The sequence below is a fragment of the Sphingobium sp. Cam5-1 genome (assembly GCF_015693305.1).
In the GTDB taxonomy this organism is placed as follows: Bacteria; Pseudomonadota; Alphaproteobacteria; order Sphingomonadales; family Sphingomonadaceae; genus Sphingobium.
Window position 1 is genome coordinate 1,410,754 of sequence record NZ_CP065138.1, and the last position, 14,112, is coordinate 1,424,865.

The 14,112-nt window shown below is 62.6% G+C and carries 12 protein-coding genes; 1 reads left to right on the forward strand and 11 read right to left on the reverse strand.

The window, feature by feature from the left end:
* Positions 1-50 precede the first annotated feature (50 nt).
* The 9 genes from pnp to rimP all read right to left on the reverse strand — a co-directional run bounded on the left by pnp (position 51) and on the right by rimP (position 10,300).
* The gene (gene pnp / locus IZV00_RS07125) at positions 51-2,393 is read right to left on the reverse strand and encodes a polyribonucleotide nucleotidyltransferase (protein WP_196226415.1); all 2,343 of its coding nucleotides are present in this window, start codon (positions 2,391-2,393) and stop codon (positions 51-53) included.
* Between the two features lie 178 nt (positions 2,394-2,571).
* Positions 2,572-2,841 (reverse strand): 30S ribosomal protein S15, encoded by a 270-nt coding sequence (gene rpsO / locus IZV00_RS07130; RefSeq protein WP_046763409.1) that lies wholly within the window; start codon positions 2,839-2,841, stop codon positions 2,572-2,574.
* A gap of 19 nt (positions 2,842-2,860) precedes the next feature.
* The gene (truB, locus tag IZV00_RS07135; RefSeq protein ID WP_196226416.1) at positions 2,861-3,868 is read right to left on the reverse strand and encodes a tRNA pseudouridine(55) synthase TruB; all 1,008 of its coding nucleotides are present in this window, start codon (positions 3,866-3,868) and stop codon (positions 2,861-2,863) included.
* A 17-nt stretch (positions 3,869-3,885) separates the two neighbouring features.
* Positions 3,886-4,284: a 30S ribosome-binding factor RbfA gene (gene rbfA / locus IZV00_RS07140; RefSeq protein ID WP_196226417.1), complete on the reverse strand. Its 399-nt coding sequence runs from the start codon at positions 4,282-4,284 to the stop codon at positions 3,886-3,888.
* A gap of 127 nt (positions 4,285-4,411) precedes the next feature.
* Entirely contained in the window at positions 4,412-6,997 is a 2,586-nt protein-coding gene (gene infB / locus IZV00_RS07145; protein WP_196226418.1) for a translation initiation factor IF-2, read from the reverse strand.
* 68 nt (positions 6,998-7,065) lie between these two features.
* Positions 7,066-7,722 (reverse strand): DUF448 domain-containing protein, encoded by a 657-nt coding sequence (locus IZV00_RS07150; RefSeq protein ID WP_196226419.1) that lies wholly within the window; start codon positions 7,720-7,722, stop codon positions 7,066-7,068.
* 222 nt (positions 7,723-7,944) lie between these two features.
* A complete protein-coding gene (locus tag IZV00_RS07155) occupies positions 7,945-8,184 on the reverse strand; it encodes a tautomerase family protein (RefSeq protein WP_196226420.1) in 240 nt (79 codons plus the stop codon).
* 7 nt (positions 8,185-8,191) lie between these two features.
* Entirely contained in the window at positions 8,192-9,763 is a 1,572-nt protein-coding gene (gene nusA / locus IZV00_RS07160; RefSeq protein WP_196226421.1) for a transcription termination factor NusA, read from the reverse strand.
* 12 nt (positions 9,764-9,775) lie between these two features.
* On the reverse strand, positions 9,776-10,300 hold the full coding sequence (gene rimP / locus IZV00_RS07165; protein WP_196226422.1) for a ribosome maturation protein RimP: 525 nt from the start codon (positions 10,298-10,300) through the stop codon (positions 9,776-9,778).
* A 170-nt stretch (positions 10,301-10,470) separates the two neighbouring features.
* Here rimP and IZV00_RS07170 point away from each other — a divergent pair, with 170 nt between their 5' ends.
* A complete protein-coding gene (locus IZV00_RS07170) occupies positions 10,471-11,607 on the forward strand; it encodes a PQQ-dependent sugar dehydrogenase (protein WP_196226423.1) in 1,137 nt (378 codons plus the stop codon).
* Between the two features lie 403 nt (positions 11,608-12,010).
* On the opposite strand, the gene IZV00_RS07180 is transcribed toward IZV00_RS07170, so the two are convergent.
* Both IZV00_RS07180 and secG read right to left on the reverse strand, forming a co-directional pair.
* Positions 12,011-13,642 (reverse strand): CTP synthase, encoded by a 1,632-nt coding sequence (locus IZV00_RS07180; RefSeq protein ID WP_196226425.1) that lies wholly within the window; start codon positions 13,640-13,642, stop codon positions 12,011-12,013.
* Positions 13,643-13,732: 90 nt separating this feature from the next.
* On the reverse strand, positions 13,733-14,110 hold the full coding sequence (gene secG, locus IZV00_RS07185) for a preprotein translocase subunit SecG (RefSeq protein ID WP_196226426.1): 378 nt from the start codon (positions 14,108-14,110) through the stop codon (positions 13,733-13,735).
* Positions 14,111-14,112 lie beyond the last annotated feature (2 nt).

Here is a 14,112-nt window from a genome sequence, read left to right on the forward strand (position 1 = left end):
CCGGCGGGGGCGCCCTTCTCATTTTGCTTAACCTGATGGTTTGGAATCCATCAGTCCTGCGTCAGGAAATCGGGCAGACCGGCGTTGGAGCCGTCGTCATCACCGCCCCCATTGCCCCTGCCGCCTTCGCTGCGGGGGCCACGGTCACGACGCGGGCCACGATCGCCACCGCGATCACCTCCACGGCCGCCACGGTCGCCGCCATCACGGCGCGGGCCACGGCCCCGATCACCACGGTCGCCGCGATCACCACGAGGTTCGCGCGGTTCGCGGGCCGGACGGGTGTCTTCCAGCTCTTCGCCGGTTTCCTGATCGACAACGCGCATCGACAGGCGAACCTTGCCGCGCGGATCGATCTCGAGGACCTTGACCTTCACTTCCTGGCCTTCCGACACGACGTCAGTTGGCTTTTCGACGCGCTCATTCTTCATTTCGGACACGTGGACGAGGCCGTCCTTGCCACCCATGAAGTTCACGAACGCACCGAAGTCGACGATATTGACGACCTTGCCGGTGTAGATCTTGCCGACTTCCGCTTCCTCGACGATGCCGAGGATCCACTTCTTGGCGGCCTCGATCTGGTCGATGTCGGACGAGCTGATCTTGATGATGCCTTCGTCGTCGATATCGACCTTTGCGCCGGTTTCCGCGACGATCTCGCGGATGACCTTGCCGCCGGTGCCGATGACGTCGCGGATCTTCGACTTGTCGATCTGGATCGTCTCGATGCGCGGGGCGTGCGCCGACAGCTCAGTGCGGGTCGAGGACAGAGCCTTGTTCATCTCACCCAGGATGTGGGCGCGGCCTTCCTTCGCCTGACGCAGAGCGACTTCGAAGATTTCCTGCGTGATGCCGGCAACCTTGATGTCCATCTGCATGGTGGTGATGCCCGCTTCCGTGCCCGCCACCTTGAAGTCCATGTCGCCCAGGTGATCTTCGTCGCCCAGAATGTCGCTAAGAACAGCGAAATCCTTGCCGTCGAGGATCAGGCCCATGGCGATGCCCGACACCGGACGCTTCAGCGGAACGCCCGCGTCCATCATCGACAGCGAACCACCGCAGACCGTCGCCATCGACGACGAGCCGTTGGACTCGGTGATGTCGGACAGCACGCGGATGGTGTAGGGGAACTCGTCCTTGCTGGGCAGTACGGGGTGCAGCGCACGCCATGCCAGCTTGCCATGACCCACTTCACGACGGCCCGGCGCGCCGAAGCGGCCGACTTCACCGACCGAATAGGGCGGGAAGTTATAGTGCAGCATGAAGTTTTCATAATAGACGCCGGTCAGGCCGTCGATCATCTGCTCAGCATCCTTGGTGCCGAGCGTGGTGGTGCAGATCGCCTGCGTTTCACCGCGGGTGAACAGCGCCGAACCATGGGTGCGCGGCAGGAAGCCGACCATCGCTTCGATCGGGCGGATCTGCGTGGTGGTGCGGCCATCGATGCGCTTGCCATCCTTGATGATGGCGCCGCGCACGATTTCCGATTCCAGCTTCTTGGTCAGCTTGATGCCGGCCATGACGGTCTGGGCGTCCAGGCCTTCCTCGGCAAAGAATGCCTTCGCCTTGTCGCGAGCGGCGTTGATCGCGTTGGAACGAGCCGACTTGTCGGTCAGCTTGTAGGCGGCCGTAATGTCCTTGCCGATCAGCTTCTTGAGCTTCTTCTTCAGGTCATCCAGGTCTTCGCCCTTGGCGACTTCCCACGGATCCTTCGCGGCCTTTTCAGCGAGCTGGATGATCGCGTCGACGACCTTCTTGCTCGCTTCATGGGCGAACAGGACGGCGCCGAGCATGACGTCTTCCGAAAGCTCCTTGGCTTCGGATTCGACCATCATCACGGCATTGCTGGTGGCGGCGACGACCAGGTCAAGTTCGCCTTCCTTCACCTGATCCATCGACGGGTTCAGCTGATATTCGCCATCCTTGTAACCGACGCGCGCAGCGCCGATCGGCCCCATGAAGGGCACGCCCGACAGGGTCAGCGCAGCCGAAGCAGCGATCATCGCCACGATATCGGGTTCGCTCTCGCCATCGAACGACAGCACCTGGGCGATGACGTTGATTTCGTTGTAGAAGCCTTCGGGGAAGAGCGGACGGATAGGACGGTCGATCAGGCGGCTGGTCAGCGTTTCCTTTTCGGTTGCGCCGCGCTCACGCTTGAAGAAGCCGCCGGGGATACGGCCGGCCGCGGAATATTTTTCCTGATAATGGACGGTCAGCGGGAAGAAGTCCTGTCCTTCCTTCACCGACTTGGCGGCCGTCACGGCGCACAGCACCACGGTTTCGCCATAGGTCGCCAGCACGGCGGCGTCAGCTTGACGCGCAATACGGCCGGTTTCGAGCGTGAGGGTCTTTCCGCCCAGCTCGATTGATACCTTCTTTACATCGAACATAATGTTTTCCTTCGCCCGCCGGGCCCTATTGCCGGGCGGGGCCTGTGTTGCGGGCTAAACCGGCCCGCTACGGTTTCGGAGCATCGTATGGCCCCTTGGTCAGAACAGCCCGCCGAATTGCAGGTGCCCTGGAATCGGAAACGGCCCCGACATGGGGGCCGCTCCTTCTTTAGCAGGCTTACTTGCGCAGGCCCAGCTTAGTGATGAGGTCGGTGTAGCGACCCGCATCCTTTTTCTTCAGATAGTCCAGCAGCGAACGACGCTTGTTGACCAGCATAAGCAGGCCGCGACGGCTGTGGTTATCCTTATGGTGACCCTTGAAGTGCTCGGTCAGGTTCGAAATGCGCTCCGAGAGGATCGCAACCTGGACTTCCGGCGAACCGGTATCGCCTTCGGCGCGGGCATGTTCCTTGATCAGCGCTTCCTTGCGCTCAGCAGTAATCGACATCGGCTTCCTTTCATAACATCTAGAGATTGAAGCCGCGCACCACCCAGATTTCCGGGCCACTGGCCTCGACCAGCGCGACGGGCGTTTGCCCCTCCATCGCCAGCATGAGACCGGTATGCGGTTTCCCCACAAGCACCTTCCCCTGTCGGAGAGCCAATGCGTCATCGGGAGAGACTGCGAGAGCCGGGATGTCGTCCAGCCCTGCGGTCAACGGCAGCATTAGACCACCGAAGCCGCCGCCCCTAGCAGCTTCGTCCAATTTGTCCAGCGAAATAGCGGATTCGAGGGTGAACGGACCTGCCTTAACCCGGCGGAGCATGGTGACATGGCCGACCGTGCCAAGTGCGATCGCGATGTCGCGGGCGAGCGAGCGGATATAGGTGCCCTTGGAGACATGGGCGCGAAGGGTGACTTCATTGATCCTCTCTACCGGGAGGGGGAGAGGATCCGCAGGCTTGGCAGCGTGCTGCCTAGCCGGAGTTGGAGAGGGGTTTGGCGCACCCTGCCCCTCTCCAAGCTGCGCTAACTCGCTTTGCGAGCAAGCTTCGCTATCCTCTCCCCATATCCGGAGAGAGGATATAGTCACATTGCGCGTCTTCATCTCAACGTCCTGCCCAGCGCGCGCAAGATCATAGGCTCTTTGCCCATCGATCAGGATCGCGGAATAGGCGGGCGGCGCCTGTTCGATCGGGCCGGTGAAGCGGGGCAGTATCGCTTCCACTTCGCCGAACGCGGGCAGGCGATCGCTCTCAACGATCACCTTTCCTTCAAGGTCCAGCGTGTCTGTCTGTGCGCCGAACGCAATGGTGAAGTCGTAGACCTTATCGCTGTCGAGCATCCGTCCGGCCAGCTTCGTCGCTTCGCCCACTGCGATCGGCAGCACGCCGGTAGCGAGCGGATCGAGCGTGCCGCCATGGCCAACCTTCCACTTGCCAGCGCCGCTTTGGCGAAGGGCGCGCTTGACCGCGCTGACCGCCTGCGTCGAGCCAAGCCCGTGCGGTTTATCCAGGATGATCCAGCCGTGCATCGGATCAACGCAGCGCGTCAGCCCTCATCATCGGGCTGTTCAAGATCCTGCGCGACTTTGGGATCACGCAACAGCTTGTCGATATGGCTACCCTCGTCAAAGCTCTCGTCTGCCAGGAATTTGAGCTTCGCTGCATATTTTAGGCGGATGCGGTGAGCCACCTCACGCTGGAGATAGGCCGTATTGGTACGCAGCGCCTTCAGCACCGCCTCCTCATCCTGGCCGAGCAGCGACTTCACGAACACGGTGGCGTGACGCAGATCGGGCGACATGCGTACTTCGGTGACGCTGACGACATGCTTGGCCAGCACATCGTCATGCACGTCGCCACGCTGGAGGATGTCGGACAGGACATGGCGCACCTGCTCGCCCACGCGGAGGAGGCGGACGGAGGGGCCTTCATTAGGAGCGGGCATTATATCCTCCCCTCCCGCAGGCGGGAGGGGCCGGGGGTGGGCTCTCCCCATCGGCCATTACAGTTCAGGAGAGGGCGAGCCCACCCCCTGCCCCCCTCCCGCTTGCGGGAGGGGGAAAGCTAGATCATCACAACGTCCGGGCGCGTTCCTCGACCTCGAACAGTTCCAGCGTATCGCCAGCCTTGATGTCATTCGTATCCTGCAACACCGCACCGCACTCCATGCCCGCGCGCACTTCGGACACATCGTCCTTGAAGCGGCGAAGCGAGGCGATGTTGGTGCGCGACACGATGACATCGTCGCGGGTAAGGCGCGCGGACAGGCCCTTGCGGATGATGCCGTCGAGAACGAGCAGACCAGCAGCCTTGTCCTTCTTGCCCGCCGGGAACACCTGAAGCACCTCGGCGCGGCCGACGATGGTTTCGATGCGTTCGGGAGCCAGCTGGCCCGCCATTTCGCCGCGAACTTCCTCAAGCAGGTCATAGATCACGTCATAATAGCGCAGCGAAATCTTCTCGCGCTCCGCCAGTTGACGCGCCTTGGCATTGGGACGGACGTTGAAACCGATCAGCGGCGCGCGGCTGGCAGCAGCCAGTGTGACGTCGCTTTCGGTGATCGCGCCAACACCCGAATGCAGGATGCGAACCTTGATCTCGTCGGTCGAGATACGGTTGAGCGACGACACAATCGCTTCGACCGAGCCCTGCACGTCACCCTTCACCACCACCGGATATTCGATGACGGTCGTATTCAACGCCGAGAACATATGTTCAAAGCTGGTCGGGGCACTGGTGGTGCGCTTCTTGGTCGCCTGTTCCTGACGATAGGCAGCGACTTCGCGAGCGCGAGCCTCATTCTCGACGACCGTCAGCTGATCGCCCGCCAGAGGAACACCCGAAAGCCCCAGCACCTCGACCGGGGTCGATGGCCCTGCGACCTTCACATTCTGACCCTTGTCGTTGATCAGAGCGCGCACCTTGCCGCTTTCGGCGCCGATGACGAACGTGTCGCCGACCTTCAGCGTACCCTTGCGGACCAGCACGGTGGCGACCGCGCCACGGCCCTTGTCGAGCTGCGCCTCGATCACATTGCCTTCGGCGGCGCGATCGGGGTTGGCGCCCAGTTCCATGACTTCGGCCTGAAGCAGGATCTTCTCGATCAGCTCATCAAGGCCGGTCTTCTTGAGCGCCGAAACCTCCACGTCCTGAACGTCGCCGCCCATATCCTCGACGACAATCTCTTCACTCAGCAGGCGCTCACGCACCTTCTGCGGATTGGCTTCCGGCTTGTCGCACTTGTTGATCGCGACGATCATCGGCACGCCCGACGCCTTGGTGTGGTTGATCGCCTCGATCGTCTGCGGCATCAGCCCGTCATCGGCCGCCACCACCAGGATGACGATGTCGGTGACGTTCGCGCCACGAGCGCGCATTTCCGAGAAAGCCTCGTGGCCCGGCGTGTCGAGGAAAGTGATGACGTCGCCACCCTTGGTCGTCACCTGATAGGCGCCGATATGCTGGGTGATGCCGCCGCTTTCGCCCGCGACCACATCGGTCCCGCGCAGCGCGTCGAGCAGCGATGTCTTGCCATGGTCGACATGGCCCATGATCGTCACGACCGGCGCGCGCGGCTTCAGCGTCTCTGCCGCATCGACTTCGCCCTCGATGCCGATTTCAACGTCGGCATCGGATACGCGCTGGATGCGGTGGCCGAATTCCTCGACCAGCAGTTCCGCCGTATCCTGATCGATCGGCTGGTTGAGCGTGACGGCAGTGCCCATCTTGAACAGGGCCTTCACCAGGTCCGCGCCCTTTTCGGCCATGCGGTTGGCGAGTTCCTGCACCGTGATGCTTTCAGGCACCACGACATCGCGGACCTGCTTTTCACGCTGCTGCGCGCCACCGGCATAATGAGCGCGACGTTCCTTTTCGCGGGCACGCTTCAATGCCGCGAGCGAGCGGGCACGAGCGCTATCGTCGTCCGCAAGCGCGCGCGTCACGGTCAGCTTGCCCGACTGGCGGCGATTGTCCTCGCCCGCACGCTTGGCCCGATCCGGCTTGGCCGGTTCGGGACGCTTGATCGGGGTAACCGGGGTGAAGCGGCGCGGCGGCGGCGCAACCGAAGTGGTCGCGGCCGGAGCAGCAGCGGGACGCGCTTCGGGGCTTTCCTCGGCAACAGGCGCCGCAGGAGCCTCAGGCTCGGGCTGCTGCTCGGCGACCTTGGCTTCTTCTTCGGCACGGCGCGCGGCTTCGGCCTCAGCAGCTTCCGCAGCCAGGCGATTTTCCTCGGCGCGGCGCTTTTCATCCTCGCTCGCGGCATTACGCTGCGCGTCTTCGCGGCGGCGCGCATCTTCCAGCGCAGCCATGCGGGCTTCTTCTGCCTCGCGCAGCAGCTTCGCCTGCAATTCCTGACGCGACATCAGGCTCTGCGGCGGAGCGGGGCGCGCGGGAGCGGCGGGCTGAGGCGCGCGAGCCTGCGGCTGAGGCGCGGGGGCCGCTGCGGCGGGCGCCGGAGCAGGATCAGCCTGAGGCGCAGCCGCAGGCGCACCGGCTTCGCCCGGCTTGCCCAGAATGCGGCGCCGCTTCACCTCAACCACGACCGTATTCTTGCGGCCATGGCTGAACTGCTGCTGCACCTGGCCGGATTCAACGGTCCGCTTGATGCCCAGCGGCTTGCGGCCCAGAACCGGCTTGTCTTCCTTGCTGTCACTCATACGACTGAACTGTACCCTTCACTTACATCCGACCGGCAAGGCCCGTCGGCGCCTTCATTCCATGCTCGTCAGGCGCCCAGCGCACCGGCGGAGTCATGCTCCCCATGCACGGGCGCCTCGGTAGCGCAACCCAGATAGCTTTCCAAGCGGCCGATGGCCGTACGCAGACGCGACGCGGCACGCGAGTCGGTCACTGCGATATGGACGACATTGTCCCGCCCCATTGCCATAGATAGGGCCTGTCGGTCCACAGGCAAGACGACGCCCGCCAATTCGGTGCCTTCCGCTTCCTGTCCGACGCGCAGCGCCTGATCGAGCTTTCGATTGCCGTCGGCCGCAGCATCACTGGCGTGGAGCAGCAATTGGACCTTGGCCTGACGGCAGGCGACGTCGATCTTTTCCGATCCGGTGAGGACCATGGACGCCTTCGCCTCCAGCCCCAGGCGGTCCAGCAAAGCCTTGCGCAAGCCGTCCTCGATCAGGTCCGGCAAATTGTCGGGGATCTGCAACTCGCCCGTCTTGAACGCGCGGGCGAGTGCCCCCTTCAGCTTACCCTTGGCGAGCGCCTGCTTAAGCTCAGCGCGCGGAACGCCGATCCATGCGCCTCGGCCTGGGGCCTTTGCGCGGATGTCCGGCAGCACCTGGCCTTCTGGCCCAACGGCTAGGCGGATCAGCGTTTCCGGGTCGGCGCGATCGCCTGAGAGGATGCATTTACGCTCGGTCACGACTTTACCCCCTCCCTTTCAAGTTCAATCGAGGCACGTGACTCGATTGAAGGGTTGGGGTGGGTATGCGTGAAGCGCATCTCTACCTTTTTCCCATCGCTGCTACTGACGATTGCTTCGCAATCGTGCCCACCCTTGAACGGAGGCACGTGACTCCGTTCACCTCCCCCCGCTTGCGGGAGGGGGGCTGATAGGACAGCGCTATATGACGGCGTCAGCCTCTCATTGGGAAGGGACCGCAACATTGGCGTCCTCCCCGGGCTTGGGCGCAGGCGCCGCACGATCGACGATCAACTGACCACCAGACCCATAATTCTCCGTCGAAATCTCGGAAATCACCACCTGCACGGCAGACGCCGGTTTCCCCAGCCGTTCGACGAGCGACTGGGTGACGTCAGCGACAATTGCCGCTTTCTGTTCACGGGTGGCGTTTCCGGCCAGACGGATGTCGACGAAGGGCATGGGGCGCTTAGGCTTCCTCGCCTTCGAACCAGTGCGCGCGGGCAGCCATGATGATCTCATTGCCCTGCTCTTCACTAAGGCCATATTCGGCGAGAATCCCGCCCTTATCCTCGTCCTTATTCTCACGGCGGCGGCGCTGGTCCACGCGCTTCTTCGCGACGAGTTCGTCCGTCGCGAGGTCGGCCAGGTCGTCGAGCGTCTTCACGCCCGCCTTGCCCAGCGTCACCAGCATCGCTTCGGTAAGGTGCGGCATATCAGCCAAAGCATCCTCGACGCCCAGTGCCTGACGTTCCTCACGGGCGGCAGCTTCGCGGCGGTCCAGCGCTTCCTGCGCGCGGCTCTGAAGCTCGGCGGCCAGATCCTCGTCAAAACCTTCGATCGCCGCCAGTTCATCGACGCCGACATAGGCGACTTCTTCCAGCTCGCCAAAGCCTTCGGCCACCAGCAGCTGCGACAGCGTCTCGTCCACGTCCAGTTCGTTCTGGAACATTTCGGAACGTGCGACGAATTCCTTCTGGCGCTTTTCGGACGCGTCGGCCTCGGTCATGATGTCGATCGCCTTGCCGGTCAACTGGCTGGCGAGACGGACATTCTGGCCGCGACGGCCGATGGCGAGCGACAGCTGATCGTCAGGAACGACGACTTCGATACGCTCTTCTTCCTCGTCGATAACGACGCGCGCGACCTGAGCAGGCTGCAGCGCGTTGACGACGAAGGTCGCGGTGTCTTCCGACCAGGGGATGATGTCGATCTTTTCGCCCTGCATTTCCTGCACGACGGCCTGCACGCGGCTACCCTTCATGCCGACGCAGGCGCCGACTGGGTCAATGCTCGAATCGCGGCTGATGACGCCGATCTTGGCGCGGCTGCCCGGATCGCGGGCGGCGGCCTTGATCTCGATCACGCCGTCATAGATTTCGGGCACTTCCTGCGCGAACAGCTTCTTCATGAATTCGGGGTGCGCGCGGCTGAGGAAAATCTGCGGGCCACGGTTTTCGCGGCGCACGTTCAGGATCACTGAGCGAATCCGGTCACCCACACGAACAACTTCGCGCGGGATCTGCTGGTCGCGGCGGATGACACCCTCGGCGCGACCAAGGTTCACCACGACATGGCCGAATTCGACCGACTTCACGACGCCGGTGATGATCTCACCCACGCGGTCCTTGAATTCCTCATGCTGACGCTCGCGCTCGGCGTCGCGCACCTTCTGGAAGATCACCTGCTTCGCCGACTGCGCGTCGATGCGGCCCAAGTCGATCGGAGGCAGCGGATCGACGATGAAGTCGCCGATCACGGCGTCCTTCTTCAGCTTCTGCGCCTGCTTCAGGTCCACCTGCTTGAAATAGTCGTCCACGGCCTCGACCACTTCGACGACACGCCACAGGCGCAGGTCCCCGCTGTCCGGGTCCAGCTTCGCGCGGATATCATTCTCCGCACCATAGCGCGCGCGAGCGGCGCGCTGGATCGCGTCTTCCATCGCCTCGATGACGATCGCCTTGTCGATCATCTTCTCGGTAGCGACGCTGTTCGCAATGGCGAGCAGCTCGGCCTTGTTGGCGGAAATGGCGTTGGCCATGGTCGTGAACCCTTACTCTTCGGTTTCGAACTCGTCCGCCCCATCGGAGGAGAGCGGCATGCTAGCAGAAATGAGCGCGTCGGTCAGTATCAGCTTGGCTTCGCCGACCAGCGCGAAGGGGATGGAGACATCCCCGGCCTTATTGTCCTGGAACTGAATATCATCGCCCTCGACACCCTTCAGGATGCCGCGAAAGCTCTTGCGCCCCTCGACGGTCTCGGTCGTGGCGATCTTCGCCTCATGCCCGGCCCATTCCATGAAGTCGTGGAGACGGGTCAGCGGCCGATCGATACCCGGCGAGCTGACCTCCAGCCGATAAGCCTCCTCGATCGGATCAACCTCATCCAGCACGTCGGACAGACGGCGCGAGATGGTGGCGCAATCCTCGATGACGAGCTGCTTGGTCGCGGGATTTTCCGCCATGATCTGCAACGTATATTCGTCACCGGACCCGAACAGCTTCACGCGCACAAGGTCAAACCCCAAGGCCTTCACCTCCGGTTCGATCAGCGCGGTCAGTTCGGCGATGTCCGCCATGCAGTCTCCAACAGAATATGTGCGCTTCCGCCGCCGCAAGCGTTCCCGCCTGCGACCCCGACATGTTTGACGATGTAAGGAAGCAAGGGCGATATAGGGGGGAAGATATAATGCTGCAACATTATTCGTGCGCAGGATTTGATGAAGGCATGCGACGAACGGAGGTTGAAATGAATCGGGTCCTGATCACCGCCCTGCCCCTCCTCCTCCTGGCCTGCTCTTCCGAGAACGCCACCAGCCAGAACAGCGCCGCCCCTGCGGAAAAGCCCTTCAAAACCTCCATCATCGCGGATTTCGATTCGCCCTGGGCCATGACCTTCCTGCCCGACGGCCGCGCGCTAATCACGGAGAAGGCGGGCGAGATGATCCTCTTCGACCCGAAGAACGGAACAAAAATTCCGATCAGCGGCATTCCCAAGGTCGACAGCGCGGGCCAGGGCGCACTGATGGATGTCGTGCTTCATCCCCAGTTCGCGCAGAACAAGACGGTATATTTCAGCTTCTCGGAAAGCGGCCCTGGCGGCAAGGGCGTGGCGCTCGCCACGGGGATCTTCAACCAGGCCAGTGACGGAACGACAAAGCTCGACGGCGTAAAAACCATCTTCCGCGCCACCCCCTATGTCGAAGGCAACGGCCATTATTCCGGTCGCATCGCTTTCTCCCCCGATGGCCGCCACCTCTTCTTCACCAATGGCGAGCGCCAAAAGTTCGACCCAGCCCAAACCCCCAAGGCCACGCTGGGCAAGGTGCTACGCCTCAATATCGACGGCACCCCGGCGGCGGGCAATCCCCTCGCGGCCAAGGGATTCCATCCTGCCGTCTGGTCCTATGGCCACCGCAACCTGCTCGGCATCGCCTTCGACAAGGACGGTCGGCTATGGGAACAGGAAATGGGTCCCAAGGGCGGCGACGAGCTCAACCTCATCAAACCCGCCCTCAACTATGGCTATCCCAAGGCGTCGAACGGCGACCATTATGATGGCAAGCCGATCCCCGACCACAGCCCGCATGATGGCTTCGAGCCGCCGAAACTCTGGTGGAGCCCCGTCATTTCGCCCGCCGGACTGCTCTATTATTCGGGCGATCTCTTCCCGCAGTGGAAAAATTCGCTCTTCATCGGCGGCTTGTCCAGCCAAGCCCTGATCCGGGTGAAGCTGGACGGCGAAAATGCCTCAAAAGCCGACCAATGGGACATGGGCGCAAGGATACGCGAGGTCGAACAAGGCCCCGACGACGGGCTCTGGCTGCTTGAAGATGGCGGTCAGGGTTCGCAAGGGCGGCTGCTGAAATTGACGCCAGCGAGTTAGTAGGTGCTTGGCCGATACTGGAGCGAGAAGCCGACTTCATTCCAGTCGTCATGCCAGCGAAAGCTGGCATCTCTCACGATAGGGCGCCGTCCAGTCTCGCGAGATTCCAGCTTCCGCTGGAATGACGAGAAGGGGTGGATTTCGGACATTCCCCCTCCCGCAGGCGGGAGGGGGTTAGGGGGTGGGCTAGCGCAACTTTAGTGAAGTTCATTCCAAGGCTTGCCCGGAAGCTCGCTCCGCTCGCGCCCACCCCTGGCCCTTCAAACGAGTCACGTGCCTCGTTTGAACGCCTGCGGGTGGGGAACGTCTGATTTTGGTCGAAAGCGGACTAGCCGTACCCGTCATCATGGGCTTGTTCCGGGGTGACGGAAGCGAGGACCCGCCGCCCCTCAGCCCAAGCCGATCACACCAACCGGCTCTGCTTCACCGCCGCCTCAATAAAGCTCGCAAACAGCGGATGCGGATCAAACGGCTTGGACTTCAGCTCCGGATGGAACTGCACGCCGACGAACCAAGGATGGTCAGGCCGCTCGACAATCTCCGGCAGCGTGCCGTCCGGCGACATGCCCGAGAAGATGAGGCCACCCTTCTCCAGCGCCTCGCGATAGCCCGCGTTGACCTCATAGCGATGGCGATGCCGCTCGCTGATCTCGCTCGTGCCATATATGCCCGCGACCACGCTGTTGCCGGTGAGCTTGGCGGGATAGGCGCCCAGTCGCATCGTGCCGCCAAGGTCGGTTTCGGCGGTGCGCTTCTGCAAGCCTTCGCTGCTCATCCATTCGGTGATGAGGCCGACGACCGGCTCACTCGTCTCGCCAAATTCGGTGGTGGACGCATCTGCAATCCCCGCCGTGTTCCGCGCGCCTTCGATGCACGCCATCTGCATGCCAAGGCAGATGCCAAAGAAAGGCACATTGCGTTCGCGGGCGAACTTCACCGACGCGATCTTGCCCTCCGACCCGCGCACGCCAAAGCCGCCGGGGACCAAAATGCCGTGCATCGGCTCCAGGCTGGCCGCGACGTCATCGCCCTTCTCGAACAGCTCGGCGTCGATCCACTTGATATTCACCTTCACCCGGTTGGCGAAACCGCCATGGGTCAGCGCCTCGTAGAGCGACTTGTAGGCGTCTGGTAGGCCGACATATTTACCGACAACACCGATCGTCACTTCGCCTTCGGGGTTTTGCTGGCGGTCCATAATGTCCAGCCAGCGGTCAAGCGTCGGCTTGGGCGCGTCTTCGATGCCGAAAGCGCGCAGCACTTCCTCATCCAGCCCTTCGGCGTGATATTGCGCGGGCACGGCATAGATGCTGCTGGCGTCGAGCGCGGGGATCACCGCTTCCTTCCGGACGTTGCAGAACAGCGCGATCTTAGCGCGCTCGCTGTCGGGCAACGGATGTTCGCAACGGCACAGCAAAATGTCGGGCTGGATGCCCAGCGACGTCAGTTCGCGCACGCTATGCTGCGTCGGCTTTGTCTTCAGCTCGCCCGCCGCCGCGATATAGGGGACCAACGTCACATGGACGAAGATCGACTGGCGGCGACCAAGGTCATTATGCAGCTGACGGATCGCTTCCATGAACGGCAGCGATTCGATGTCGCCGACCGTCCCGCCAATCTCGCACAGCACGAAATCCAGATCGTCTGACTCGGCTATCGCGAACGCCTTGATCTCATCCGTGACGTGCGGGATCACCTGCACCGTCGCGCCCAGATAATCGCCGCGCCGCTCGCGCTGGATGATCGTCTGATAGACGCGGCCCTGCGTCACATTGTCCGACTGGCGCGCCGAAACCCCGGTAAACCGCTCATAATGGCCAAGGTCGAGGTCGGTTTCCGCCCCGTCATCGGTCACATAGACTTCGCCATGCTGATACGGGCTCATCGTGCCCGGATCGACGTTGAGATAAGGGTCGAACTTCCGAATGCGCACACGGAAACCTCGCGCCTGCAGCAGTGCTGCAAGCGAAGCGGCCATAAGGCCCTTGCCAAGCGAGGAGACCACGCCGCCGGTGATGAAAATATACCGCGCCATGGGAGAGGAGGCTTAGCCTTTTACAAACAAGTTGGGCAAGCGCGCGAATCCACGCGCGAGCAAAAAAGATCGGAAATTTGAACGAAAAGTTCAGTTGGCGAGCGGAACCGCGCCATTTGCGGCCTGGCCGTTGCTCGCAGCGCCTGCTGCTCCGGCCAACGGATCGGCGCTACCGGCAGGCGCAGGGGTCGACGGAGCCGCCGGAGCCTGCTTCACCAGCGAGGTATCGATATCGCTCGGAGCATGCTGCACCGATGCGATCACCGCCAGAACGATCGACAGCAGCACGAAGATGGTGGCCAGCACCGTCGTCGACCGCGTCAGAAAGTCCGCCGCGCCCCGCGCAGACATCAACCCCGCCGGGCTACCACCCACGCCCAGACCGCCGCCTTCCGACTTCTGCATCAGGATGACGGTGACAAGCAGGGCCGCCACGATGGCCTGCACGACGAGGATGAAGGTGAACATGC

Coding starts and splice junctions, on each gene's coding strand:
- truB (WP_196226416.1), bottom strand. CDS start 3,868: ATGCACGGCTGGATCATCCTGGATAAACCGCACGGGCTTGGCTCGACG.
- rbfA (WP_196226417.1), bottom strand. CDS start 4,284: ATGCCCGCTCCTAATGAAGGCCCCTCCGTCCGCCTCCTCCGCGTGGGC.
- secG (WP_196226426.1), bottom strand. CDS start 14,110: ATGTTCACCTTCATCCTCGTCGTGCAGGCCATCGTGGCGGCCCTGCTT.
- IZV00_RS07155 (WP_196226420.1), bottom strand. CDS start 8,184: ATGCCCTTCGTCGACATCCGTCTGGCCGGAAACGCCACCCGTGAACAG.
- nusA (WP_196226421.1), bottom strand. CDS start 9,763: ATGGCCAACGCCATTTCCGCCAACAAGGCCGAGCTGCTCGCCATTGCG.
- rpsO (WP_046763409.1), bottom strand. CDS start 2,841: ATGTCGATTACTGCTGAGCGCAAGGAAGCGCTGATCAAGGAACATGCC.
- pnp (WP_196226415.1), bottom strand. CDS start 2,393: ATGTTCGATGTAAAGAAGGTATCAATCGAGCTGGGCGGAAAGACCCTC.
- rimP (WP_196226422.1), bottom strand. CDS start 10,300: ATGGCGGACATCGCCGAACTGACCGCGCTGATCGAACCGGAGGTGAAG.
- infB (WP_196226418.1), bottom strand. CDS start 6,997: ATGAGTGACAGCAAGGAAGACAAGCCGGTTCTGGGCCGCAAGCCGCTG.
- IZV00_RS07180 (WP_196226425.1), bottom strand. CDS start 13,642: ATGGCGCGGTATATTTTCATCACCGGCGGCGTGGTCTCCTCGCTTGGC.
- IZV00_RS07170 (WP_196226423.1), top strand. CDS start 10,471: ATGAATCGGGTCCTGATCACCGCCCTGCCCCTCCTCCTCCTGGCCTGC.